This is a genomic window from Vibrio sp. 811, assembly GCF_033339195.1.
Map to the genome: position 1 here is coordinate 45,820 of NZ_JAWOUB010000013.1, position 23,985 is coordinate 69,804.

29 protein-coding genes are annotated in these 23,985 nt (G+C 45.1%); 19 read left to right on the forward strand and 10 right to left on the reverse strand.

Annotated features, from left to right (window positions below):
• The first annotated feature begins 96 nt into the window (after positions 1 to 96).
• The 19 genes from R7Q46_RS17580 (at position 97) to R7Q46_RS17670 (ending at position 15,182) form a co-directional block, all read left to right on the forward strand.
• Positions 97 to 957 (forward strand): AraC family transcriptional regulator, encoded by an 861-nt coding sequence (locus R7Q46_RS17580; protein ID WP_005377191.1) that lies wholly within the window; start codon positions 97 to 99, stop codon positions 955 to 957.
• 148 nt (positions 958 to 1,105) lie between these two features.
• Positions 1,106 to 2,086: a T3SS regulon anti-activator ExsD domain-containing protein gene (locus tag R7Q46_RS17585; protein WP_025768113.1), complete on the forward strand. Its 981-nt coding sequence runs from the start codon at positions 1,106 to 1,108 to the stop codon at positions 2,084 to 2,086.
• Positions 2,087 to 2,098: 12 nt separating this feature from the next.
• Positions 2,099 to 2,527, forward strand: a complete 429-nt coding sequence (locus R7Q46_RS17590) for a YscB family type III secretion system chaperone (protein WP_085569994.1) — start codon at positions 2,099 to 2,101, stop codon at positions 2,525 to 2,527.
• Positions 2,524 to 4,398: a type III secretion system outer membrane ring subunit SctC gene (gene sctC / locus R7Q46_RS17595; RefSeq protein WP_404765035.1), complete on the forward strand. Its 1,875-nt coding sequence runs from the start codon at positions 2,524 to 2,526 to the stop codon at positions 4,396 to 4,398. The genes R7Q46_RS17590 and sctC overlap by 4 nt, the downstream gene beginning before the upstream one ends.
• 5 nt (positions 4,399 to 4,403) lie before the next feature.
• Complete coding sequence (gene sctD / locus R7Q46_RS17600) at positions 4,404 to 5,705, forward strand: type III secretion system inner membrane ring subunit SctD (protein WP_005377197.1); 1,302 nt, start codon at positions 4,404 to 4,406, stop codon at positions 5,703 to 5,705.
• On the forward strand, positions 5,692 to 5,895 hold the full coding sequence (locus R7Q46_RS17605; RefSeq protein ID WP_005377198.1) for an EscE/YscE/SsaE family type III secretion system needle protein co-chaperone: 204 nt from the start codon (positions 5,692 to 5,694) through the stop codon (positions 5,893 to 5,895). Before sctD ends, R7Q46_RS17605 begins: the two co-directional genes overlap by 14 nt.
• A gap of 18 nt (positions 5,896 to 5,913) precedes the next feature.
• Positions 5,914 to 6,162 (forward strand): type III secretion system needle filament subunit SctF, encoded by a 249-nt coding sequence (gene sctF / locus R7Q46_RS17610; protein ID WP_005377199.1) that lies wholly within the window; start codon positions 5,914 to 5,916, stop codon positions 6,160 to 6,162.
• 3 nt (positions 6,163 to 6,165) lie between these two features.
• Positions 6,166 to 6,525 carry a YscG family type III secretion system chaperone gene (locus R7Q46_RS17615; protein WP_005377200.1) on the forward strand — a complete coding sequence of 120 codons (360 nt, stop codon included), beginning with the start codon at positions 6,166 to 6,168 and terminating at the stop codon, positions 6,523 to 6,525.
• The gene (locus R7Q46_RS17620; RefSeq protein WP_318077661.1) at positions 6,522 to 7,157 is read left to right on the forward strand and encodes a YopR family T3SS polymerization control protein; all 636 of its coding nucleotides are present in this window, start codon (positions 6,522 to 6,524) and stop codon (positions 7,155 to 7,157) included. Before R7Q46_RS17615 ends, R7Q46_RS17620 begins: the two co-directional genes overlap by 4 nt.
• Positions 7,158 to 7,165: 8 nt before the next feature.
• On the forward strand, positions 7,166 to 7,510 hold the full coding sequence (gene sctI / locus R7Q46_RS17625) for a type III secretion system inner rod subunit SctI (RefSeq protein WP_005387149.1): 345 nt from the start codon (positions 7,166 to 7,168) through the stop codon (positions 7,508 to 7,510).
• Positions 7,510 to 8,256 (forward strand): type III secretion system inner membrane ring lipoprotein SctJ, encoded by a 747-nt coding sequence (gene sctJ / locus R7Q46_RS17630; protein WP_086012989.1) that lies wholly within the window; start codon positions 7,510 to 7,512, stop codon positions 8,254 to 8,256. Before sctI ends, sctJ begins: the two co-directional genes overlap by 1 nt.
• Positions 8,249 to 8,914 (forward strand): SctK family type III secretion system sorting platform protein VscK, encoded by a 666-nt coding sequence (gene vscK / locus R7Q46_RS17635; RefSeq protein ID WP_005387147.1) that lies wholly within the window; start codon positions 8,249 to 8,251, stop codon positions 8,912 to 8,914. Before sctJ ends, vscK begins: the two co-directional genes overlap by 8 nt.
• Positions 8,893 to 9,531, forward strand: a complete 639-nt coding sequence (locus R7Q46_RS17640) for an HrpE/YscL family type III secretion apparatus protein (protein WP_318077662.1) — start codon at positions 8,893 to 8,895, stop codon at positions 9,529 to 9,531. Before vscK ends, R7Q46_RS17640 begins: the two co-directional genes overlap by 22 nt.
• A 185-nt stretch (positions 9,532 to 9,716) precedes the next feature.
• Positions 9,717 to 10,148 (forward strand): type III secretion system chaperone, encoded by a 432-nt coding sequence (locus R7Q46_RS17645; RefSeq protein WP_005377206.1) that lies wholly within the window; start codon positions 9,717 to 9,719, stop codon positions 10,146 to 10,148.
• Positions 10,149 to 10,151: 3 nt separating this feature from the next.
• Positions 10,152 to 11,315: a VopS family T3SS effector adenosine monophosphate-protein transferase gene (locus R7Q46_RS17650; protein WP_005377207.1), complete on the forward strand. Its 1,164-nt coding sequence runs from the start codon at positions 10,152 to 10,154 to the stop codon at positions 11,313 to 11,315.
• A gap of 255 nt (positions 11,316 to 11,570) precedes the next feature.
• Complete coding sequence (locus R7Q46_RS17655) at positions 11,571 to 12,017, forward strand: type III secretion system chaperone (RefSeq protein ID WP_033906168.1); 447 nt, start codon at positions 11,571 to 11,573, stop codon at positions 12,015 to 12,017.
• Positions 12,018 to 12,027: 10 nt separating this feature from the next.
• Complete coding sequence (gene vopR / locus R7Q46_RS17660) at positions 12,028 to 13,005, forward strand: type III secretion system effector VopR (protein ID WP_054579503.1); 978 nt, start codon at positions 12,028 to 12,030, stop codon at positions 13,003 to 13,005.
• A gap of 230 nt (positions 13,006 to 13,235) precedes the next feature.
• Positions 13,236 to 13,694 carry a CesT family type III secretion system chaperone gene (locus R7Q46_RS17665; protein WP_172563231.1) on the forward strand — a complete coding sequence of 153 codons (459 nt, stop codon included), beginning with the start codon at positions 13,236 to 13,238 and terminating at the stop codon, positions 13,692 to 13,694.
• A gap of 9 nt (positions 13,695 to 13,703) precedes the next feature.
• Entirely contained in the window at positions 13,704 to 15,182 is a 1,479-nt protein-coding gene (locus R7Q46_RS17670) for a CesT family type III secretion system chaperone (RefSeq protein ID WP_318077663.1), read from the forward strand.
• A gap of 89 nt (positions 15,183 to 15,271) precedes the next feature.
• Here R7Q46_RS17670 and R7Q46_RS17675 read toward each other — a convergent pair whose 3' ends face one another.
• The 10 genes from R7Q46_RS17675 to vscN form a co-directional block, all read right to left on the reverse strand.
• Positions 15,272 to 16,174: a DMT family transporter gene (locus R7Q46_RS17675; RefSeq protein ID WP_373920823.1), complete on the reverse strand. Its 903-nt coding sequence runs from the start codon at positions 16,172 to 16,174 to the stop codon at positions 15,272 to 15,274.
• Between the two features lie 106 nt (positions 16,175 to 16,280).
• On the reverse strand, positions 16,281 to 16,991 hold the full coding sequence (locus tag R7Q46_RS17680) for a helix-turn-helix domain-containing protein (protein ID WP_213967044.1): 711 nt from the start codon (positions 16,989 to 16,991) through the stop codon (positions 16,281 to 16,283).
• 102 nt (positions 16,992 to 17,093) lie between these two features.
• A complete protein-coding gene (vscU, locus tag R7Q46_RS17685; protein WP_005387129.1) occupies positions 17,094 to 18,143 on the reverse strand; it encodes a SctU family type III secretion system export apparatus subunit VscU in 1,050 nt (349 codons plus the stop codon).
• Positions 18,144 to 18,158: 15 nt separating this feature from the next.
• Entirely contained in the window at positions 18,159 to 18,944 is a 786-nt protein-coding gene (sctT, locus tag R7Q46_RS17690; protein ID WP_248486633.1) for a type III secretion system export apparatus subunit SctT, read from the reverse strand.
• Entirely contained in the window at positions 18,941 to 19,207 is a 267-nt protein-coding gene (vscS, locus tag R7Q46_RS17695) for a SctS family type III secretion system export apparatus subunit VscS (protein ID WP_005377227.1), read from the reverse strand. Before vscS ends, sctT begins: the two co-directional genes overlap by 4 nt.
• A 13-nt stretch (positions 19,208 to 19,220) precedes the next feature.
• A complete protein-coding gene (gene vscR / locus R7Q46_RS17700; protein ID WP_005377232.1) occupies positions 19,221 to 19,871 on the reverse strand; it encodes a SctR family type III secretion system export apparatus subunit VscR in 651 nt (216 codons plus the stop codon).
• The gene (gene vscQ / locus R7Q46_RS17705) at positions 19,868 to 20,836 is read right to left on the reverse strand and encodes a SctQ family type III secretion system cytoplasmic ring protein VscQ (protein ID WP_262657828.1); all 969 of its coding nucleotides are present in this window, start codon (positions 20,834 to 20,836) and stop codon (positions 19,868 to 19,870) included. The genes vscR and vscQ overlap by 4 nt, the downstream gene beginning before the upstream one ends.
• On the reverse strand, positions 20,833 to 22,044 hold the full coding sequence (locus R7Q46_RS17710) for a type III secretion system needle length determinant (protein ID WP_262657830.1): 1,212 nt from the start codon (positions 22,042 to 22,044) through the stop codon (positions 20,833 to 20,835). The genes vscQ and R7Q46_RS17710 overlap by 4 nt, the downstream gene beginning before the upstream one ends.
• Positions 22,045 to 22,053: 9 nt before the next feature.
• Positions 22,054 to 22,515 carry a type III secretion protein gene (locus tag R7Q46_RS17715; protein ID WP_047102696.1) on the reverse strand — a complete coding sequence of 154 codons (462 nt, stop codon included), beginning with the start codon at positions 22,513 to 22,515 and terminating at the stop codon, positions 22,054 to 22,056.
• Entirely contained in the window at positions 22,512 to 23,834 is a 1,323-nt protein-coding gene (gene vscN, locus R7Q46_RS17720) for a SctN family type III secretion system ATPase VscN (protein ID WP_047102695.1), read from the reverse strand. Before vscN ends, R7Q46_RS17715 begins: the two co-directional genes overlap by 4 nt.
• Positions 23,835 to 23,985: the final 151 nt, after the last annotated feature.

Sequence of the window (23,985 nt, forward strand, 5' to 3'; positions counted from 1 at the left end):
CATACAGCAGTACTTAGAAATAACAACAATAAAAGTAGTGCTTTGAAAGTTTCTCAACATTTGCACTGAGAAACTCAAAATAATGAAGGGTAGAAAATGGATGTGTCAGGCCAACTAAACTCAGAAAGGGTCGACTCGAGTTCACGAAAAATTCGTAGTTTTTCCTGCTATGAAAAATCTGACGAAGTATTTCACTCAGACCAGTCTCACATTGTTGTCGTTCACAATGGTCAGCTTCGAGTTCAAACAGGTGATTGCACAATCGATGTTGCTGCAGAAAATGGGGTATTTCTATCCCAAGGAGATTACTTGTTAGAGTACTCTCCGCTAGATGGGGCATACAAAGCGTCGATTATTGCCTACGACAATGAACTCGTTAGTCAGTTGCTGCAAAAACACAGTGATCTCTTGATGATGCTGCCTAAGGTAGACAAAGTTTGTTCTGGTTTGTTTACTTTTGGTTTGAACATACTCGTTGAACAAGTGCTTTCCAGCATGCAGACGCTTGAGCAACAAGCGTACCCTGATGCCATTATGTGCCTAAAATACGAAGAACTACTCATTCTCTTGCTACACAGCAAAGGAGGAGAATCACTGTATGCGTTGCTGTCACAACAAACAAACCGTACGTCGGAACGGTTACGTCGATTTATGGAACAGCATTACTTAAAAGAATGGAAGTTGACAGACTACGCGCAGGAGTTTGGTGCCAGCTTAACCACTTTTAAAGAGCTTTTTAATGAGCACTATGGCATTTCTCCAAGAGCTTGGATCAGTGAGCGTCGACTACTGCATGCTCATAAACTGCTGTTGACGAGCAAGATGAGCATCGTAGATGTGGCGATGGAGGCAGGGTTTTCCAGCCAGTCTTACTTTACGCAGAGTTACCGTCGTCGTTTTGGAACGACCCCAAGCCGCGTACGTTCGGGAGACGATCAAGTGGCTATCGCGAAATGAAATGACTTGGGACTAAAATTTTCTGACTAATTTTGAAAGTCACTCACCAGTGTAAATTCTATTATGTATCGTGTAACAACGAACGATTAAAAATTATTACATCTCTTTCTTTCTGGATTGTTCGAAAGGGGTGCGGAGACGAACATAAATGAAAAAGCAGCATTGGCGACGCCGTTCGCTTTTTCCAGACAGCATAGTGACACAGCGGAAAGTGACTGTTTTACAAAGAGGAGCTCGTTATGAAAGCGCCTCGAAACCTACGCAGGATCTCAATGTTGTGCACGTCAATCACCGACAATTGTTGAGTGAAGGCGTCATAAATTATGAGCAGTTATCTTTACTTCAACGCTTGTTGGATAGAAATGTCGTCGATAGCCTGTGCGCTAGCCAGTTAGTAAAAACGTATCAAAAACTTGGTGCTTCGATAGACCGGTTTGCCATGCGTTTATTTTTGGAAATTGGATCGCAGCTCAGTGATAGCAGCACAATCACAACGTTCGAACAAAGGCTGGACTACATCAACTCTCGTCTGGGCTTTCGCTTTAATTTGGCTGTCCCAAAAACGTTGATGCTTTGTTTCCATTTATCACTCAACGAGTGGATTAACCGACAAGTCGATCAAAGTGCTCTTCATGCTTCGATTAAAGTTGAACAACTTATCAATCAACTCGATATTCAGAAGGAATATTGGTCGAAGCTATCAGGGGAAGACACCAGTGCCGTCTTTGTTCAACAGCAACTCGATCTTATTAAAAGCCAGCAGCATCAACTTAAAAAGCAACTTGGGACGTTAAGCGAACAACAGTTGCAAGTGATTGAATGTCATCGTTCGTTAATTGAGAAGTGGCAACCGTCTTTAGACGAGCTGAAAGGGTTCGCGGAGTACACCTCTACAACCGAACAATTTATTTCTGAGTGGAAAAATTGGTGTTCGGAAGTGCGACTTGAAGCCCCTGAGCTGAACGAAGTTTGGGATGCATGCGATGTGGTTTACAACGACCAAAATGCGGTTGCGAAAGTATGGCAATGGTTCAAGAACATGCAAACTGTTGGTGATATCGATCACTACTATTTTGATACTCAAAGTGGTCAGTGCGGCCAGGCTTGCAATCACCTCAGCCAGATCTAAATAGGGCGTTAAATGTTAGATAAGATGATGAAATCTTTAGCGGAAGCGCTAAAGGTAGGGGATTTTATTGCCTCAGAAAATGGTTCTTACAACATCGAGGTTGACCAGTTATCACTGACCATCAAGCAACGTGCGTCATGGATTTTATGGGAAGCGACGTTACCCTTCCAGTTTAAAGAGCATCTAGATTATCAACAAGAACAAGCGTTACAACGTTGCATGCAGCTCTCATTAAAAACCATTCGTGAGGATGGCGGCGTACTGACAACCAATGATGATCAGCAATTGATTTTGCAAAGTAAAGTACGGGTTGAGGACTGTTCGGTGGAACGGTTCTCTGCTTTGCTTTCTAAGCACGTCAATCTATGTGAGCGTTACATTGCATTATTGGAACAAGAACGCGTGAACCACACAATCAACCATACAGTGTGGTTACCATGATGCTAAAAATCTTTCCCAACATTAGGCGTGCTGCAACAAAGGCATTGTTATGCGCAGTGAGTGTTGTTCCTTTGGGATACGCGCAAGCAACAGACTTACACTGGCCCGAACAACCGTTCCGCTACTATGCAGATAATGACTCATTAAAAGAGTTGTTGAATAACTTCGGTGCAAATTATCGTGTCTCGGTTTCTGTTAGTGACAAAGTCAACGATCGAGTGAATGGGCGTTTTACCCCTGAAGAACCGGCGGAATTCCTCGATTACTTATCGCAAGTGTACAACTTGATGTGGTATTTCGATGGAGCCGTCTTACATGTCTATAAGGCGACAGAAACTCGCTCACGTTTACTTCAATTGGAATTACTTACGGCTAGAGAGCTACGCAGTACGTTAATTTCCACCGGCGTTTGGGATTCTCGTTATGGTTGGAGAGCTGCTGAGAGCAAAGGGTTAGTCTATCTTGCGGGTCCTCCACGTTATGTCGACTTAGTGGTACAAACGGCGGAGGCATTGGAAACGCGCTTGCTGCAGAAATCGAATTCAACCGACGAATTATTCGTTGAGATAATTCCTTTGAAGTACGCTTCTGCAACGGATAGAGAAATTGCATATCGCGATCAGACAATTACGGTCCCTGGCATCGCATCGGTGTTAAAACGGGTCGTGTCTGGTGTTCAAACTCAAGTGACAAGTGCGTCTAGCAAAGAAGTTACCAGTTCAGATAAGCCTGTAAAAAGTAATAAAACCGCCTCAGTTCATGGTGGCGCAACAGTTGAAGCAGAGCCGGGCCTTAATGCGATTATCGTTCGTGATACTCAAGCACGATTACCGCTCTATCGTAAACTGGTCGCGCAATTAGACCAGCCGCAATCAAGAATTGAAGTCGCGCTATCGATTGTCGATATCAGTGCCAACGATTTAAGTCAGTTAGGCGTGGATTGGCGAGCGGGAGTGTCTGTCGGAAACAACCGCATTGTCGATATCAAAACAACAGGTGATGTGAATTCGGGGGATGTGACGCTCGGCAGTGGACAGAACTTTAAGTCCTTGCTTGATTCAACCAACCTAAATTACTTGCTGGCTCAAATTCGTTTATTGGAATCCAAAGGCAGTGCTCAAGTGGTTTCAAGACCAACATTGTTAACTCAGGAAAATGTCGAAGCGGTACTGAACAACAGCAGCACGTTTTACGTCAAGCTGGTTGGTAAAGAAACCGCAGCGCTGGAAGAGGTCACGTATGGCACGTTACTGAGAATTGTCCCACGTATCGTTGGTGATAGATTTGCTGCACGACCTGAAATTAACCTGAGCCTTCATCTCGAAGACGGTGCAAAGATCGCTGATGGTGGCGTCGATGACCTTCCTTCCGTTCGTAAAACTGAAATCAGCACCTTAGCGACGGTTAAACAAGGGCAAAGCTTACTTATCGGTGGTGTGTACCGAGATGAAGTGAGCCATCAGTTACGTAAAGTGCCATTGCTAGGAGACATCCCATATTTAGGCGCGCTGTTTAGAAGTAATACCAATACTAAGCGCCGCACAGTACGAATGTTTATTTTAGAACCTCGAATTGTTGTGGATGGTATTGGCGATAGTGTGTTGATTGGCAACGAATATGACTTGCGACCAAGTATCGGCAAGCTTAACAACATCTCCAACAATAGCGCTGAATTTAAATCGGTAGTGGAAGTATATAGCTGCACATCGAGGGTTCAAGCCGAGCGCTATCAACAAGACTTATTGTCACAGCAAAAGTCGTCTCAATTAACGCAGTGCCGATTACCAACAGGGCAAAAGGGTTGGCGGGTGAAAGTATTGGAATGTGATGACTCACAAAGTGAGTGTGTGCGCCCTTCAGAGGAGTCTTAACCGCGATGCAGCAATGGAAAATTCGTATTTTATCAGGCGTGCATACCGGAGTAGAAGTCACCTTACCTGAAGGTGCTCTCGTGCTTGGCAGTGACGACTTTATTGCTGATCTTGTACTGTCTGATGCTGGGGTCGAAGCGAACCATTTCACCCTCGTTTGCCAGCAAGACTCGGTCATTTTACGAGGCTGCGAAGAGGCAAATATTAACAGTGAAGACATCGCTGTTGCAGGTGATGGTATCGAGTTGTCACGCCATGCTGTTGTCTCGGTCGGCGTTGTGAAGTTCGCTCTGGGATACGCGGAAGATGCGTTAATTGTGAGTAACGTCAGCGACGAATCTAGCCAACAGAATACACCTGTGGTTGCTGTGCAACGCTCTAGCTGGAAAAAAACAACGCTCATCGCTTTGCTTTGTAGTTTTGTCCCGAGTGTCATTTTTGCCGGTATGTGGTACAGCCAAGCTAACGGAAACAACAATGAAATTGTTACAGAAGCAGAACCCATTGTTTTGGTACGTAACATCTTAGGCGAGCTCAAACTTAGCGACGTTCGCGTGGAATGGAATGCCGCCGCACGCCAAGCAGTCTTAGAGGGCTATGTTGAAGACCGAACACAGAAACTCGATCTGCTTGGTCGAATTGATGTATTGGGCATCAATTACAAAAGTGACTTAAGAACGATGGAAGAAATCCGTCGCGGGGTTCGATTTATTTTGCGCAACCTCGGCTATCACCAAGTGAAAGTCGAAAATGGCGATGAGACCGGCACACTGCTGCTGACGGGCTATATCGATGATGCCAGCCGCTGGAACCAAGTTGAACAAATTTTGGAGCGAGACGTGCCGGGTCTTATTGCGTGGAAGGTTGAACTGCAGCGAGCTGGTGCCTACATGGATACGCTAAAAGCGTTATTGACGGATGCGGAGCTACTGAAAAAAGTCCAGTTGGTCACCAGCGGTGATCGCATTGAAGTTCGTGGTGAGCTTGATGATATCGAAACGACTCGATTTTACGGTGTGACCCGAGACTTCCGGGAACAATATGGTGAGAAACCGTACTTAGTTTTGAAATCCATACCTAAGGTGAGTAAAGGCACCAACATCGATTTCCCGTTTCGTAGCGTTAACTTTGGCCAGGTTCCATATGTGATTCTAACCGATAACGTTCGCTATATGGTCGGTGCAAGAACGCCTCAGGGCTACCGAATATCCAGTGTTACACCTGCTGGTATTGAGTTGGTTAAAGGCGGGCGGGTGATAACAATAGAACTTGGATATGAAGGCGAGACGAACAATGACAAATCTTGAACAAATTTTAAATAACGACACAAACGGTGCGGAAGTGCACAAGATTAAGAGCAAGCTCTTAGAAGCACAAGCGGTGGTGAAACGTCAGTTGGATTTAGGGTGCTCACCACAGCAGTACCAATTACTACTCAAACAGTATGAAGCTTACACTGCCGCCCATGCGGTCGTTGAATCATACGAAGCTAACTAAAAAATACGAGGAAGTCTTATGTCATTTTACGATGCTAGTAACAGTGTAAACCTTGATGATGTTAAAGCTAAGTTAGAACAACAAGCGAAAGATGCCAACACAGAAGTGACGGCAGCCATCAAGAATCTAGAAACCAATGCCGATGATCCATCAAAGCTTGCCGAGCTTCAGCACGCGATCAACAAATGGTCTGTTGTTTACAATATCAATGCGACCACGACTCGTGCGATTAAAGATGTGATGCAGTCGATTCTCCAGAAGGTGTAAAGCATGGAACGAGAAACGCGCCAACTGCTGGCTGAAATCGCGCTGATGGCAACAGGTATGCATCGTCATCAAGAAGCCAACACGATTGCAGATGGCCTTGAAGCAAGCTCAGGTTCTGAAGAGACCGTTGCGATGATTCGTGCAATGAGCCTCATGAATAAAGGCTTGTATGAAGAGGCTCATCAATTACTCGAACCACTTTGTAATGCCTATCCAGATCTGATCAGCTTAGCGGCTCTTGCTTCGGCCAAAGCCGGTTTACTGAGCAAAGCGGAAAGCTGGGTAGAACTTGCGTCACAAGGAAGCGAAGAAAGCCAAGCATTTGCTGCGAGCTTTTCTCAGGACATTAGGAATCTTGGATGATCATTGATTCAAGCAACCTAAGTCTTCAACACCAATCTTTGCGTCAGTCGGAGTCGCGCCATTATGAGCGGAGCGATGAAGACAAGATGAAAGCACTCATGGAGCGAAGTGACAAGCAAGAGCAAGTTTCACATGTTTCTCCAAAAGAGACGCTAGAGAAAACAGAAGCGAAACTGGCGGAGATTAAAGCGTGGTACGAATCATTAAAAGACGCAGAGGTTGTCAGTAAACAAAGTGTCTTATCATCGTTAAATGAAGCGTTTTCCGACCCTCAAGTTAAACGAGAGGCAATGTGGTACGCCTTTCATGAGGCGAAGAGTGCAAAAGGCAACGAGCAGCCACAATCTGATTTGTTAAAGGTGTTGAAGCAGGAGTTACTAGGGAGTTTTTCGGGACAGCTTATTACCGAACCACCTGCTGATAAAACAGCACTAAAAGCAATGCTAGCGCAGCATTTTCCACTGGGTGCCCAGAAAGAACAAGCCTTATGGCATTGCTGGGCAGAGTTGAAGTCGTTACCTGGTATGGCATCAACACTGGACATGGTTCGTGATGAACTTAGCTTCATGATCCAAAAAAATGCGATGGTGAAAAACATTATGACTCACAGTCACAAGTTAGATTTATCTTAGGAGTACATATGATAAACACGCAGTACACCGAGGTGATGCAAACCAACATTGATAAGTTGCAGGATGCGCAAGTCGAAGACGGTTTAAGCGAACGTTTTGAGCAAGCCATGTCGGTTCCCGAGGCAAGTAATGGCCTGGAGGGAGGTTTGCTAGAAAACATCAGCGAGTTGAAAAACACTATCGATAACGCGAAAAGTAACCTGCAAGACAACATGAAGATGGTGGGTGATGATCCGGCGCAATTACTGCAAATGCAGTGGGCGCTGACACGCATTACTTTTCAAGAAGAGCTGATCGCGAAAACCGTGGGTAAAACCACACAAAACGTAGAAACCTTATTGAAGGCACAATAGTGATGATGAATAAAATGAGAGCGGTTTTCATCATGCTCACGTTGTTTCTGGTGGGGTGTCAGACCGAGCTGTACACCAACGTAACTCAGAAAGAGGGGAATGAGATGTTGTCGATCTTACTATCCGAAGGTGTCGTTGCAACAAAAGAACCTGACAAAGACAACACCGTCAAGTTAATGGTAGACAGTTCTCAAATCGCCTTCGCGGTAGATGCGCTAAAGCGAAAAGGTTATCCAAGAGAGCAGTTTTCTACACTGAAAGAGGTGTTTCCTAAAGACGATTTGATCTCGTCACCATTAGCAGAACGAGCCCGTTTGGTGTACGCGAAATCTCAAGAGCTCTCGTCAACCTTATCTCAGATTGATGGCGTGCTGGTGGCACGTGTTCATGTTGTTTTGGAAGATCAAGATCTGCGTCCAGGAGAGCGCCCAACTCCAGCTTCTGCCTCCGTATTTATTAAACACGCAGCAGATATTGCGCTTGATTCATATGTTCCGCAGATCAAATTATTAGTGAACAATAGCATTGAGGGGCTGAACTACGATCGAATCAGCGTAGTGATGGTACCCTCATCAGAGGTTCGAGTTGCTACTCAAAACAATCAATTTAAAAGCATTTTGTCGGTTCAGGTCACCAAAGAGACGGCGAATAATCTTATCGCCATTTTGGTGTTCTTGGTAGCGGCACTCATCGGCTCAAATATCGCTACTTTTACATGGTGTCGTAGGAACACGAAGCGTGGTTAAACCAGAAACACCACTCGCGCAGGTACAACACCAGTTTAACTATGCGCCTTGCCAGTACATCCATAGAAGTTGGATAGAGCAAAAGCAGCCTTGGTTACTAAATATCGAAGGCTGGAGAGATAACCCCATGTTTAACCAATGGTGCATAAATGAGTGGGCGTTATCTCCCGTTCCTGAGACGGCTTTTAACAAACCTTGCCATAGCTTGGCGTTGCTCCCAGCGGATGCGTTGAACCAACTCGTATTGATGGTGGGCGGAGCTTTACACTGTGTGGCAATGCGAGGCGTTGTTTTAAAACGCCCGAAACAGGTTCTGAACAACGTTTTTGGTTTGGAAGGCGCTCGGTTCTTAATTCAAAACGGGCCTATGCTGTTATCCAGCTGGCCGCAAGGCTGGCAGCGTTCGTTACCAGAACTATTGGATGAAAGGTCTGTTGAAGCAAGCATGAGGGCGCTAGGATATTTTTGGATGAGGTTTATTTTGATTAACTCACCGGAAGATGTTGTTCTTCGTTGGCAATTCAAATTAGAAAAGCAACTTAGCGAAAACGCGGAAACAGCTAACTGGTTGGAAGCGGATCAACGAGATCTGGCGTATCGACTCACAAAAAAAATCGCAAAACAGGTTATTCCTCAATGGTTTCATTTGTTGAAATAAAAACAGACAATTTGCAGCTGGCACCTGGCTTAAAGGTGCTGAAAGCGAAAGATTATGCCAGTTATCTGGATTCGCAACACTTAGTTGAAGCCGCGAACTCCAAAGCTGAGAGCATCATTGCTAATGCCCAGCAAGCCTACGAAACCGAAAAACAACGTGGTTATCAAGATGGCCTTGCACAAGCCAAGATTGAAAATGCGCAAACGATGGTTGAAACCTTAGCACGTTGTAATGACTACTATCAGCAAGTCGAAGAAAAAATGACAGGTGTGGTGTTAGAAGCAGTACGTAAGATCATCGATACCTTCGATGATGTCGATACCACGGTGAGTGTAGTTCGAGAAGCGTTGCAACTGGTGAGCAACCAAAAGCAGGTCATTTTACATGTCCACCCAGAGCAGGTTGTTGAGGTGAGGGAAAAGGTGGCTGGTGTATTAAGTGATTTCCCTGAAGTCGGTTACGTTGACGTGGTAGCAGATGCGCGCTTGAAAAATGGAGGTTGCATTTTGGAAACAGAAGTTGGGGTCATCGACGCTAGTATTGATGGACAGCTGCATGCATTAAAGCAAGCCATGGTGAAGCAGCTCAGCGAGCGTAAAATTACGATTCATGAATGAACCTCAAAAACTCAGCACTTGCTGAGTTTTTTCATTTTAATGCCTTTAAACAAAAAAAATCCGACCATTTCTAAAATATTCACTGCCATAAATCCTTAAGAATACACCTAAGAAAGCTGCTTAGTTGATAAGTCTTGCAACTAAGCAGCGCATCTAAAACAACAAAAATAGGATTATTTAGTCGAATGGCTAATGGATTTATAACTTCTTTACTGACAGATTTTGCCAGCCGCTGCCAATTGGAGCCGTTGGTTTTTGATGAGGATGATTGTTGCCATCTACTCGTTGAGCAAAACACAGCAATCACAATTCGTGCACAAGAAGATCGTGTGACGCTTATCGGGCTGATTTCAGGTAATAAACCGAGTGCTGATATTTTGCATCAACATATGAAAGATGCCTTAACGCAAGGCTCTCCAGCGGTATGCTGGGAGGAAGAGACCGGATATATCGGTTTCATACACCTGCCTCAGCAACTGCTAACTGCATCTTTTTTCGATGAGTCATTTGCGAATTTCATCGAGTGGTTAAAAAGTGCGAATACACAAGAAGTAACCAATAAAACAACCGAAGTACCGGAAACGAATACCACTCATTTTTCCACATTAAGGGTTTAAAACATGATCAGTTTTGGAAGTGTTAGCGCGTTGCAGGCTGCCATGCCGCAAGCTCGTAACGAGATACTTAACCAAGGTAAGCTGAGTATTGGTGGCAAAGAATACCAAATCAACGCAGCGACCCAAGAATTTACTCGCGCCAATCCTACGAATGGTGCAGTAGCGCGATTTTTTGAAGCGACAGGAAAACTGTTTCGCGAAGGTAGCCCACAATCGGTAGCGAAAGCCCTTACAAAAGCCGTATTTGATAATGAGCAAGGACAAGCTCAGCGTTTACAAGCTGCTTCTTCTGTTGAGCATGGACAAATGTTCTTCAAAGATGGAAGCATAAAAACCGCATCAGATGTCTTAAATGCCTTTGCGAAGTTAGACAGTAAATCAGTTCAGTCGAACTCTGCTGAGCTAAACCAGTTAGCAGAGCGAGCGATGACAGAGGCAATGTTAGAAACCGATTCTGGTAAAAACCTCACATCACTGATTGGCGAAAGTGCAGCGAAGTCGCTTGCTGGACGTGTAGTAAAAGACTACGGCGGTGGTGTATCTGCAGCGCAGAAAAACCCGGCAGGTAGCATTAATCAAATGCAAGCGGTGTTTGATATGGAGGTGATGCATCTTAAATCGGCGCAACGTCATATCGAAGGTCTAGCAAGCACCGATCTAAGCCAAGGTGTATACGCTGAAGGACTGGCGGAGGGTGCGTTTAACAAAAGTGGCGTAACCAATAATGTTGAAAGAGCTGCGGCGTGGATCATTAATGCTTCTAACTCTAAAGGAAACGATGCCGAAAATATTACGTCTTTACTGAAAGAATACGCGTCTAATGGTAAAGATTTATTGAATATGGAAAACCTAAAAGAGCTACACGCTCGATTGGTGCCTAATGTTGAGCGTGATTACCGAGGGCCAAATATTTCGGGTGGCACTTTGCCGTCAAGTATTGGCGGTGAGGGCATGTTAAAGCAGCACATTGAAGGCTTTTTGAAAGAGAACCCTGTAGAAGATAAAGACTTAGGTAAACATTTGTTCGCCGGAGTTATCGGGTACCATGGCTTTACCGATGGAAATGGTCGCATGGGGCGCATGCTATACGCGATAGCAGAACTTCGTAACGACTCGTTCAATCCTTTAGCTATGGATGCAGAAAATAGCCTTCACGGTATTAAGTGATTTTCTACTTCTATTTAATTTTTGGAGCGGCGATTGCCGCTCTTTTATTTTCCAGCTTAACCTTAATTTTTCTTCTCAATAAAACGGCTAATAGCAATAAAAATGAGACGTTGAAATAAAGTGTCGGTTTCTATCTCGCCATAAAATCTCTTTTATCCTTATTCGCTTATTTAAATGAGCCGTTATACCCAAGTGGCTTCGCTGAAATAAATATATCGATGTCACTTAGTTATAATAAATTAGACAGGACACAACATGGATACAGGAAAGATTAATATGCTTCTCTCTGAGCTAGGAGAAGTGCTGAACCTTGAGCGCGTGACAGCGTATGACGATCAAATGTGGTCACTGCATTTTGCTGAAAACAACAGTGTCGATGTTCTGCTCGTAGAGGAAAAAGGCGAGTTATTGATTTCCAAAAACCTGCTTATAGAACAAGATGATATTACGCTAGATAAACTTCAAGTTTTACTTGAATACAACTTCTTGTATCGAGAAACAGGTGGTGTGCAGTTTTGTGTGAATCCAACACGCAAAGACGTTGTTCTTCAAGTTGCTATCGCGGCTGGAAGTGAACTCACCAACATTGCTAACTTAATCATTCAGTTGAATGAATTAGTTGATACTTGGGGACAGTTATTTCAAAACAACACGGTTGTAGATTTTAGCCAAACAGACGTACACGCATTTATTCAAGTTTAAGGCATCACACATGGTCAATATTAATACATCGCACATGCACTCGTTGAGTCAGTTAACGTCACATTTGGCGACACAAAATCAGGCTGACGACAAAGAGGTTCGAGCACACAACGGCAAAGATATTTTTGTTAAAGAGGGTGCACCAAAAAATAAAAGTATCAGCGCGCGTATTAGCCACCAGAATAAAGCGAAAGATATTGTAGTGAACCTGCTTACTAAGCAGGGTATTCCTAAAGATGTTGCGAAGCTCATGCTGAAAAATGTGTTGAACGGTGAGAACAAGTTAACGCTTGGGAGCCTGAAAAATCTTGAGAGATTGTCGTCTGGCCCTAGCTCAAATTGGCCAACGGCACAAACGGCAGCCTCTTCTTCCAAAACCAATAAAGCCTCATCGAGTGTCGCGCTTATCAACGAACATAAAGCCAACCTTCAAAAGCTTGGTGATTTTGCCTGTACGGACTTAAATACGTTCGGTGTTAAGGGGTCACAGTTTTATGAAACAAAAGGAAAGCCACGACTAAAAGAGCTTCACGCGGATCAAGCGCGAATCATGCAAGATCACAGAGCGACGATGTCCGCAAACGGAGTTCAAGCTGCAGCACAAAGAGGAACCGCACCGCAATTAAGCACTCTACAGAACATTGCTAAGGCAGTACAAACCGCGAAAGCCGGCTGCTGTACTACATTTGCCTTTGCTGCCGCCGCTGAGATGATTCAAGGCATGTCAGGAACACCTGAAAGTGAACCCAAAGTAGAAGTGGTTGCGTTTAAAAAGGGTCATTCAGGTACACACCTTTATGTACTGGTTGGTCGACAAGAGGGGAGCGACATAAAAGATCCATCAACGTGGAGTAAGGATGTGAAAATTGTTGACCCGTGGGCGACATCTGCATTCGGTGCACCAATGTTTGGAGATGCACAACGACCACCTGTTTCGAATATGTTCCCGCCAACAGAAGTCATTTTTGATAGCCATAAACTGGGTTAGTCACTCTGCAAAAGAAGTGAGCAAATACACCATGCTAAGCATCTAACCTTTATTGAAAGAGCAGCTCTGAGCTGCTCTTTTTTATTACTCTGGCAACTCGATTTTAGAGCGAGATTTCTGCGGAAAACCTCACAATGAAGGCGAAAAAGTGACAAAAATAAAGCCATTACCGACATCGTTCAATCTGCAATCGTTGTTCAATAGAGTTATTGAAACAAAAGGAAAAAGTTATGAACACGATTCAACAACTGCTCTTGGAGTTTTGCCAACTCAATGAGTTGCCCGAACTGAATTTTGAAGAAAATGAACGTTGTCAGCTACTGGTCGATGATCGCTACATGTTGTATTTCATCGCGACAGATACGGATGATTTGATGTTGTCTGTAACGTTCGGAGGGTTAGAAAAATCCGGTGAACAACGACTAAAAGGTTTAGAGCTTCTTGCTCATGCTAACTATCAAGGAATTGGTAGTGGCAGCCTCGCACTTGCTTTGGCTCCAAACGGTCGACAGCTTGTCTTAGCAGGACGTAAACCCGTTGAGCATCTAAATACGACGAACCTTACCGCTTGGTTTCACGAAGTTATTGAACAGGCCGAGCTGTGGCAAGCGCGTTTCGCAATGTTGGAACAAGCGATTCCAACCACCTCTAATCATGAACAAGCTCATGTTCAATCACTTCGTGTGTAGGAGAGAAAAATGGTTAATACAACACAAAAAATCAGCCAAAGCCCAGTACCTGATCTAGAACAGTTTCGTGCAGTTGCTGCGCAAAAAGATGACCGAGTGATCAGTAAAAGAGGTGAAGTAAAAGAACCTTCCACATTCCACAAAGGTCATAAGTTTGCTTCTATTCACGAAGGCGTATTGAGAAGCAAATACACTAAGTTTTTCCAAGAAAACATCAAAACTCACCTTGATTTAAAGCAGGCGCTACTTAAGCAAGAAAAACCTGAGGTTGCGCTGTTGGCTTACTCCCTAGTGAGTCCTTCAGGCTATCGCGGTGAGCCACTTACTGAGCGTAAAGTCTTAGAAGTTGTCAGCCTATTGGATGAAATAAAAGTGAGCAGCGATACGTACCAGCAGCTTAAAAATACGTTTGATGCGATCAGCAAAGATCCGCGTATGCAGGTGAGTTTAGAAGCCCAGTATCCAGGAAAAATGGATGGCTTCGCTGCTGAACTGTTACAGATGGGCAAAGAAAAGCTAAAAGGTTCTGGTGTGAACGCCGTTATTAACTTGGCATTACCTGGCGTTGGCTTATTGATTTCTACAGGTCGAGAGCTGCACAAAGCGGCCGTAAATGGTGATGCTGAGGCTTACCATCATCAGTTAGAACAAATTTCACAGCTGCCAGGGCGAGATCAACGTCTTTCTATGCCGATGCAGCAAACCTTGGCTCAAGGTCATGCGATACTGTCGGCTGAAGGTGGCATTGGAGCTACGTTAGGTATGGCGACGGGGAGCCTGGGCACGTTCGGTGTTAGCTCTGTAGCAACGGTGGGCGTCACACCGATAGCAAAAGAGGCAATCGGTTCTGCGGCAACGACTGCTATCATGAGCGGCGGTGGCTTTGTGGCGAACCAAGCTGGGGCATACGGGTTAAATACGGAAGTAAAAGAGCAACTTATGCAAGGCGAAATGTCTGGTGTTTTACCTAGACTTGAAGTTTCCAATGCAAAAGGAGACTTTACCTTCAGTATGCAAGATCCGGCTTCTGTCCGCGCATTAATGGCGTACCTTGGCCCTAAGGAGGATACTGCAATGACTTCTCCTCAAGCGCCTAAAGAGGCACAAGAGATGGAAGCCGCTCGATTAACACTGAAAAAGATGTTGGGTTCAGAACCAAGTGAGCACTTGGTCCCTGACGTAGACTCTATCTTGAAGCTAAGCCCAGAGGATGCACCAAGTAAAACCGAGTCTATTGCTAACGGGGCATTTAAAAAACTGTTAGGAGAAGATTGGGATTGGCTCATGCCAGCTGTTCGAGCGATTGATAAAGGGGAAGCAAGTAAAATCAACGAAAAGCTCACCTACAAGCTCCCCCTAGATGCAGCAAACGGACGGGTTTATCTTGATAAATGCCCAAACCTGAGTGACGTCCAGTTAGATGCGCTAGAAAAATTAGGCTCACCAAGTCAATTGCGATTGATGTACTTGGCAGAAGGCTGGGTGTAATTTCAAATGGTAAAGTAGGGAGTAGGTGCTGCTCCTTACTTTATCTACCGTCAGCGTTCCTTTTTGGGGCTGGCTAATATCGGTTGAATTTAACTTTTCGACTGAAGAAACAAACACACAAGTGTCAACGTTATACCAACCCAACCAATGAAAGAAATTTCTTCCCCAACAATCGCAACTGCTAGTGCTGCTGCGATAACAGGTTCAAATAGCGTGAGTATGCTAGCTCCACTGGCTGTAACAAATCGTAACCCAAACCCAAAAGCGACGTAACCTAACCCCATTGGAATCAAGGCCATGTAGAGCATGACCGTCGTATTAGTTGACGATGCAAATAGATTATCACCCGTGATGAAAAGTGTTGGTAGAAGCAAAACTCCACCAATACCAAAAACACTTCCCATGGCCGTTTGCGATTCAATGCCGTGGTCAATCATAGCCTTTACTCCCCATGAGTAAATGGCGTACGTCAGACCTGCCAATAGGCCAAGTAATACACCCCAATGCTTCATATCCTGATCAAATAAGCTATTTGCGGATGACTCAGAAGCCAGCAACAAGGTAATGCCAATGACCCCGATTGCGAAACTCATCATCCAGCGCTTGGTTATGGTCTGATTTCGGCTAAAGAGACACTCTAACAAAGCAGAAAAGAAAGGTGCAGTGGAGATAGAAACAACCGTACCAATAGCCACACCGGCGAATCGCATTGATGAATAAAAAGCCAGTGGGTAGGTGGCTAAGGCGATAATACTAACCAGTAACGTTTTCTTCTTATGTACGACTTTTCGAAAATCTCTCTTCAGTGACTTCGCAGACAGACATGCTTGCATAAATCCACCAATACCCATAGAAAATGCGCCAATGGCGAGAGCACTGACATCCGGTGCCAAGCTGGCAGCGGTGCCCGTCGTTCCCCACAGGGTTGAAGCAAAAAGTATGGATAAAGTTCCTAATTGATAGTCGGTGAAATGTTTTTTTAACACTGTAATTTCTACCTAGTGAATGGCTGTTTTAGGGTAGAAAGAATAAAAGAAAGCGATAGAGGTTTTTGTGCTGAAAAGACGGAATACTTGTTCCAGAAGACTATTTTAGTGACTATCGGGAAAACTCTCTAGGAGACATGCCAAAATGCATTGAAAACCGTCGACTAAACGCGGAAAGGTCACTATAGCCAACTCGTTCAGCTATCAACTGAACTGGAAGGTCTGTATGAGTCAATAGTGCTTTGGCTTTTTCCATACGTTGTAGTGTAATGTACTTATGGACGCTTACTTTTAATTGCTCTTTAAAAAGCTTTTTAAACTGCGTCGGACTCAAGCAAGCGGCATTCGCTAATGAGGCAATGGTGAGTGGCTGATCAAGCTGCTCGGCGATCACAGCCTGTACATCTCGAATACGCGAATCCACGGAGCGAGACCGCTTTTGCTGCTCCAGCAACAGATAGAAGGTTGCAACCATTGAGTTTTCAATTTCATCATTAACCTGATACTCAAGTTGCTTTTCGACAAACTGGATAAAGCTCAGTAGAGGCGGGCTAATCGAAAACACAGCCACACTACTATCCATCAAATGAGTGGGCAAAGTGGTCATATCCGCAACAATAAAGCGTGATGACTCTTCGGCATTAAAACCGTGAGCACAACTTTTGGGGATGACTATGCAGTCGCCAACCGCCACCTTTCCGACATAACTATCCATATCAATCTGTATGTTGCCCTGGAGAGGAAGCACGAGTTGATGATAATCACTATGAGTATGTCGGCTCATACGTTTCGTGTAGGAGCGAATGCTTAAGCTAGATTTCATAAAAACAACATACAGTTAAAGGATACCGCATTATAGCGTTGAAAGTATCGAGGTTGAAAGCTGGGCAGTTGTAAGCCCAGATCTTGAATGGGATGTGGTTTGTTAGTCCGCCTCGGACTCTAACGAAGCCAACCAACGAAGCACTTCCGCAGTTGCCTCAATAAGATCGCTTGGGATGTACTGGTCGACGTTACCGTCGGCGTATAGTGCACGAGCAAGAGGGACTTTTTGCATCACAGGCACGCCTTCCTCTTTAGCGATTGCGACCATACGTTTGGCTACCGCATCGGTTTCCATCAAAGTGATGACGGGCAGGGGCGTTTCGCCTTTCTTGTAATAAAGGCCAACCGCGATATGTGTTGGGTTTGTAACTAATACATTAGAACGTTTAACGTTTTCGCGTTGATTGGAGGCTTGTAGCTCTTGGTGCAACTGACGACGTTTGCTTTTTATTTCTGGACTGCCTTCCATCTCTTTGTATTCGCGTTTCACTTCGTCCTTGCTCATTTTGAGCTTTTTCGTGTGATCAAATTTCTGGTACGCAAAATCTGCGGCAGCGATGACGATGAAGCCTACCGAAGAGATAATCATTAATTGTTTAATCATGACGCCAGTAATGGTCGGGACACATTCTAGCCCACAAGTTGGAATTTGCATTAAAGCGTTGATGTTACCGCGTAATGTCACCCAGATAATGCAGGAAAGAAGAGAGACTTTAAGGATCGACTTGATAAACTCAATCACACTCTTAAGGGAAAAAATGCGTTTGGCCCCTTCGACGGGATTGATCTTTTTGATGTCGGGTTTAACGGATTCACCACTAAATAGGAATCCGAACTGCCCCATATTGGAAAAGATGGCGACGAGTGCAGCAACCAGAATAATCGGAGCGAGTAGATAGGCAATTTCTTTTGCGATGGCGATAGCGACATCGACTAGCGCATCTTGGAAACCCTGATAAGCAAGCTTACTTGGTAGGAGAATAAGCGCTGAGATGTGCGACATGTAATAATCGGCGAACGCAAACAGTACAATTATGAGCGCCAAAATTAATGCAGACGATACGATTTCTTGGCTTTTGGCAACCTGACCTTTCTGTCGAGCATCGCGTAACTTTTTTGCGGTGGGTTGCTCTGTTTTTTCTGCACTCATAAAGAATCCTAAGCGTTATTGCCAAATGGTATTGAGTTGTTCTGCGAATCGGGTAATGCCGTAAAACTGTACTTCAAAGTGATCCATCATAATTCCGAGATACACGATCAGTAAAACACTCGCGATGGCACTTTTTATTGGCATGGCAAGGAAAAAAACATTCAATTGCGGTGCAAAACGACTGATAAGCGCCAGACCAAACTCAGCAAGAAACATTGCCAACACTAGTGGAGCGGACATCAACACACCAAGCCACATAAGCTGTTCAAATTGCGCGTAGAAGAAGCTCACCCATGCGTCGCTAACGGTTGGGAAAAAGTCCACGATCGGCCAAGATGTATAGCTTTTGAATAACGCATAGATAAAAGTGACAAAGCCCCCGCCAGAGAAGAACAGGGTAATCAACGTTTGGGTCAGTAATACCGCTGTTGGTGTGGATTGTGAGCCTAGCGTTGGGTTAAACATACTTGCCATGGCAGCCCCACGTTGGTTGTCGACCAGAAAACCGGCCGCTTCTATCGCCCAAAAAGGGATAGCAGCAACAAACCCTATCAATAGCCCAATTAATACCTCCTTACCCAAAATCATTATCAGCCAAATGCCGTCGGTTTCTGCGGGCAAGCTTTGCTGATTAATCATCGGAAATATAAACAGCGCGAGTGAGCAAAGCACACCATTTCTCACCATGGTGCCGCCTAGCATTTGCTTGCTCAAAATAGGCAAAAAGATGAAGCACGCCATTAACCGAGGTAACGTCAGGCTGTACAAAAATAAAGTCTGGTGTAAGTCGTGATAACTCATCGTATTTGAGGAATTTTATCCATAGCAAGCGAGGCGAAGGCGTGGAGCTCTGCCCCTAGCCATTGCGTTGTGACGAACAGCGTAATAATGACCGCGATAAGCTTGACCACAAAGCCTAACGTTTGTTCTTGGACCTGAGTTAACGCCTGAATAAGCGACACCAATGTACCAACCAATGCTGCGACTAAAATCGGCGGTAATGACAAGTACAACACTAGGGTTAATGCTTGAGTCGTGAAATGAATGATTTCAGCAGAATGCATACTTTCTCCGTGATTAACCGTAACTCAACACTAAGCCGTGGGTGAGCTTTGTCCAGCCGTCAAGCAAGACAAAAAGCAACAATTTGAAGGGGAGGGAAATCGTCATTGGCGATACCATCATCATCCCCATCGCGAGTAGGATATTCGACACAATTAGGTCAATAGCGATGAACGGTAAGTACAACAGAAAGCCAATTTCAAAAGCGCGAGTAAGCTCGCTGACGGTAAATGCGGGCAGTAAGAGCAATAAACTGTCCGACTCTAAACGGTCTACGTACTTCTGTGGCCACAATGTGCGTGCAGCATCAGTGAAGAATATGGCTTCGGTTTCCCGAATATGCTTTTTCAAAAATTCTCGATAAGGCTGTAAACCGCTTTCAATGAGGCCTTCTACACTTGCAGAATCTTCAAGGGAGATATCATGCTGCTTTACGTAGTCGTAGGTTTCAAACCCGACGGGAGCCATGATGAAAATTGACAGAATGATAGCCAATCCGTAAAGCGCCATATTCGGCGGAATTTGCTGTACACCGAGAGCGTTACGCAGCAGTGAGAATACAACGGCGAGTTTTACAAACGACGTCGCCATCATCGCAATAAATGGGATCAGTGCCAGCAGTGCTAAGCTGACAATGAGATTGAGCTCGTCAGGTAACTGGATCATGCTGGCTCCTGCGTGCCACCGAACAGCTCCACTACGCGCACACCTAAATGTTCGTTAACATTAACCAGTTCACACTCACCAATGATTTTGCCGTTGGCACGCAATGTTACCGGCTTAGATACAGGCTGGTTTAGCTCGAATACGTACCCTGGCTGAAGCTGGTTAAGCTGCTCTAGCGTGATGGTTTGATGGCCGATATCAAACGTGAGTTCCACAGGCAGTTGCTGGTGGTCGGTTAACATTTCTGAAGTGTTTACGTCATTCATATTGGTTTCTTTTTCAATAATGTGAAGAGTTTGGTCATCTAGCTGGCAGCGCCAGAGATTCTGGTTAGATACTTGAAAAATGGCTTGTTGCTTGGCGATGTAACCATCGTCAAAAAAGATGACATCTCCCAGCTCGAGCGAATTAAATTCGCTTAACGTTAAATGGGTCCTTCCAAGACTTAACCACACAGGTAAAGCGAGGTGTCGAGCTTGTAGAGCAGCGCTGTTTGGTAGCGCATCCAACAACACGTTTGATCCTTCGCTAACCCACAAACAAAGAGAGCCGTTAGGCTTATTGAGGGTTAACATTAAAGTATGCTCTTGGGCCAGGCTCGCCTCTAACGGCTGTAGTTGACTAAGAATGGGTAACTGACCAAATAGCGCTTTGATTGCCTCACTATGCGGTTCTATCTGTGAGCTCAAAAGTGCTAACTGGAGGGAGTTAGGTAGGGACTCAAACGCAGTAGCATTTAAGGTCGATTTCAGCCAATGTTGGAGCTGCGCACGAGAAAAGTCTACTTGTAGGGTTTGCCCTCCGATCAACGTGGTTAAACGGAACCCTTCAAATGAAGGGATTTGAGCAACAGTAATCGATACGCTCTGACCATCAGTCCCTTGGAAGTGGCACTGTTTTGCACAAAGTTGATTGCTAAGCGCGATACTTTCTGCATCCACTTTGGGTATTATTAACGGCGTCATAGGTCATTCTCCGCTTGCCATTCTTCATACACGCTGCGTTGTTGGCGTGAGTGTTGTTGTTCATGTTGTTGTTGATCGAGCTGTTGAGTTTGCTCGCTGATCGCTAAGCGAAGTGGCTGCTCACCGCAGAATCGGTTTAGCCGTTCAGCAAGATCTTGTCTAGCTTGCTGGCTAATAATGGAAAGGGCATGCTCTTGTCGAATCGTCACGCTATACCCTTGAGCGTCCAACTTGATGTGGATTTCGCCACCTTTTAATTGTCCTTCACTTAGAAACAGCCGAACCTCTTTGTTGTCCGATGCGGTTGGCAGAGCAACATAGATTTTGTCCACCAATTGCTGGAGTAATTGGTTTACGTCTCGCGTTGGGCTTGGTTGAGCCTGCGAAGCAACACTTTTTAGGATGACATCGCCTTGTGTTACCGCACTTGCAAAGGGTTGAGAAGGTACTTTTTCTTCATCCGTTTTCACGGCGACTAGTGCGCTTTTCGTCTCGATTTTTTCAAGGGGCTTGGTTTCAGGCAGGCCATCAGTTTGGTCTGATCGTTTGCCTGTATTCTGTAGCGGCGGAGTTGCACGCTTATTGTGCGCTGTTTCAGTTTGCTTTTTCGTTAAGCCAACAATGTTAATCCCATCTTGGGCGAGCTCTGTCGCTGTCGCACTTTGGGGGAGCAAGCCAGATTCAAGCGTAGAGAGACAATCCGGTGAGGTATGTTTATCCATCGGCGTCGGTTTATCATCTTTCAAATGAGCTTGAGCTTGAAAGTGAGAATCAACACGCTCGGTAGAAGGGGAGCTTAGAACTGTGTCGCCATCGCTTTTTCCATCATGTTTAAGCAATTTATTGTTTTCACTAATTATTTCTTCGCTATTTGCTGCGTCGTCTTTCGATTTCTCTACGTCTCTCTTAGTGACGACGTCACTTTTACCTTTTAAAGTGGAGATGTTTTTGTCAGCGTTGGCTTCTTGGTTCGATAGGTTATGTTTCTTATCTAGACCTTGAGATGTCTTATGCCTTAGCGGTATGTCTTCTTCGCCAGTATGATTCTTTTGGGGATTCGCAACGATAGACTCCTTTCCCTTGCTAGGCTTCTTCGTCATTGCATGCTCGAATTGTGATTGAAGCTCGGCCTCCTTCTCGAGAGGTGCTTGTTCTGGCGTTGATTTGTGCAGCGTATTCGATGTTTCAGTTGTTGGGGTAATGCGCATAGTGAACCTTTAGATAATGTCGACAGTGCGAAACTCTTCCTGTTCGAGTTCTTCTTGGTATTGCCTTTCTCGCGATTTTTCCGCGACTTCTTGTTGCTGCAACTGAACGAATTTTTCTTTGGTTTTATGGGCTTGTCGCGCCTCTTTTTGCTTTTCTTTAAGTGCCGAGCGTTCGATTTCAAGCGCTTTTTTTGACTCGGCCACACGTTGTTTAAGTTCGGCTTCTCTCTCTCTTAACAACGCGACTTCTTGTCTTAATGTTTCTAGCTCTTTGAGAACGAGCGTTTGTTGTTTTGCTTTAGCAAAACGTCGCTCTTCTTCTTCCTGGCGCCAAACGTGATAGTCCGCGACAGAACGTTCGGCCTTTTGAACCTGTGCTGCGGCGTTTGACACTCGGTATTCTTGACGCTTGACGGCTTTATCCGCACGTTCAGCGCGAATTTTTTTGATTTCTAATAAGCGTTCTATCATTGTTTCGCCATCCCTTTAAGTTGAGCGATAGCGCCATCAAGATCGCTTGGTTCATGAGTGCCTTGGCGTAAAAAGGCGCGTATATCATCACTTTGTGCAATGGCCAAATCCGCTCGACTATCTGCGCCATGTTGGTATTCGCCAATTTTGATTAGCAGTTCAACTTCTTCATACTTAGCTAACATTTCGCGAATATGAGCAGCAGACGCCTGATGATCGGATTCAACGATTTGATTCATCACTCGGCTTGCTGACCGAAGTACATCAATCGCAGGGTAATGGTTCATTGCGGCAAGTTTACGCGAGAGAATGATGTGCCCATCTAAAATGGAGCGAGTTTCATCCGCGACAGGCTCTGTCATGTCGTCACCTTCCACCAACACGGTGTACAGTGCTGTAATTGATCCTTTGTCTGATTGTCCAGCTCGTTCCATCAGCTTTGGCAAAGCGGCGAAAACGGAAGGCGGATAGCCACGTCGTGTTGGTGGCTCGCCTGCGGCTAGTCCAATCTCCCTCTGTGCGCGGGCGAAACGCGTTACAGAATCCATCAGCAGTAGCACGCGTTTACCTTGGTCACGAAAATATTCTGCGATAGAAGTGGCAACAAAAGCGGCTTTGGCGCGCTCCATTGCTGGACGATCAGAGGTAGCGACCACTAAAACCGATTTGGCCATTCCTTCTTCGCCTAGGTCATGCTCAATAAACTCGCGCACTTCGCGTCCGCGTTCACCAATTAAGGCGAGAACGGTCACGTCAACTTCTGCGGAGCGAATCAGTTTTGCCAGTAGGGTACTTTTACCCCCGCCGGCCGCTGCAAAAATACCCATGCGCTGACCTTCACCACAGGTCAGTAGCCCATCAATGGATCGAACGCCAAGAGAGATTGGCTTTTCAATTAGTTTACGTTGCATTGGTGGTGGCGCATCGCGATAAACAGGATACCAAGCACTTGGTTCCTGACTCTGCGTACCGTCGAAAGGACGTCCAAGCCCGTCAAGCGTTGTACCTAACAGGTGGTCGCCAACACCCACTTCGTGCATTTTACCCATTGGGCTTACTTCTGTATTTGAGGAAATCCCAAACATATTTCCTAACGGAGTGAGCAAAGCGTGATGCTGCTGGAAGCCAACCACTTCCGCTAACAAAGACAGAGTTTGATCGGGATTACGCAACTCACACAGTTCACCTACACGAACGCCAGGGACGACAGCTTTAATAATGGTGCCGGTGACTTGTGTAACGCGCCCGCGAATTTGGATCAAACGCGTGTGTTTAATCGCAGATTGTTGGATATCAGTGATGTATGAGAAATCGTTCAAGGTAAAAATATGCGCAATGATTGATGCTGAGAGGATAGAAAGTATAAGAATCAATTTATAGTGAATATCAGTCGGGAGTTTTTAGAAAACTGAAAGTGCACTAAAAAAACACGTCTGATTTTGACAGCTTCAACAAAGCGCACTTCCTATA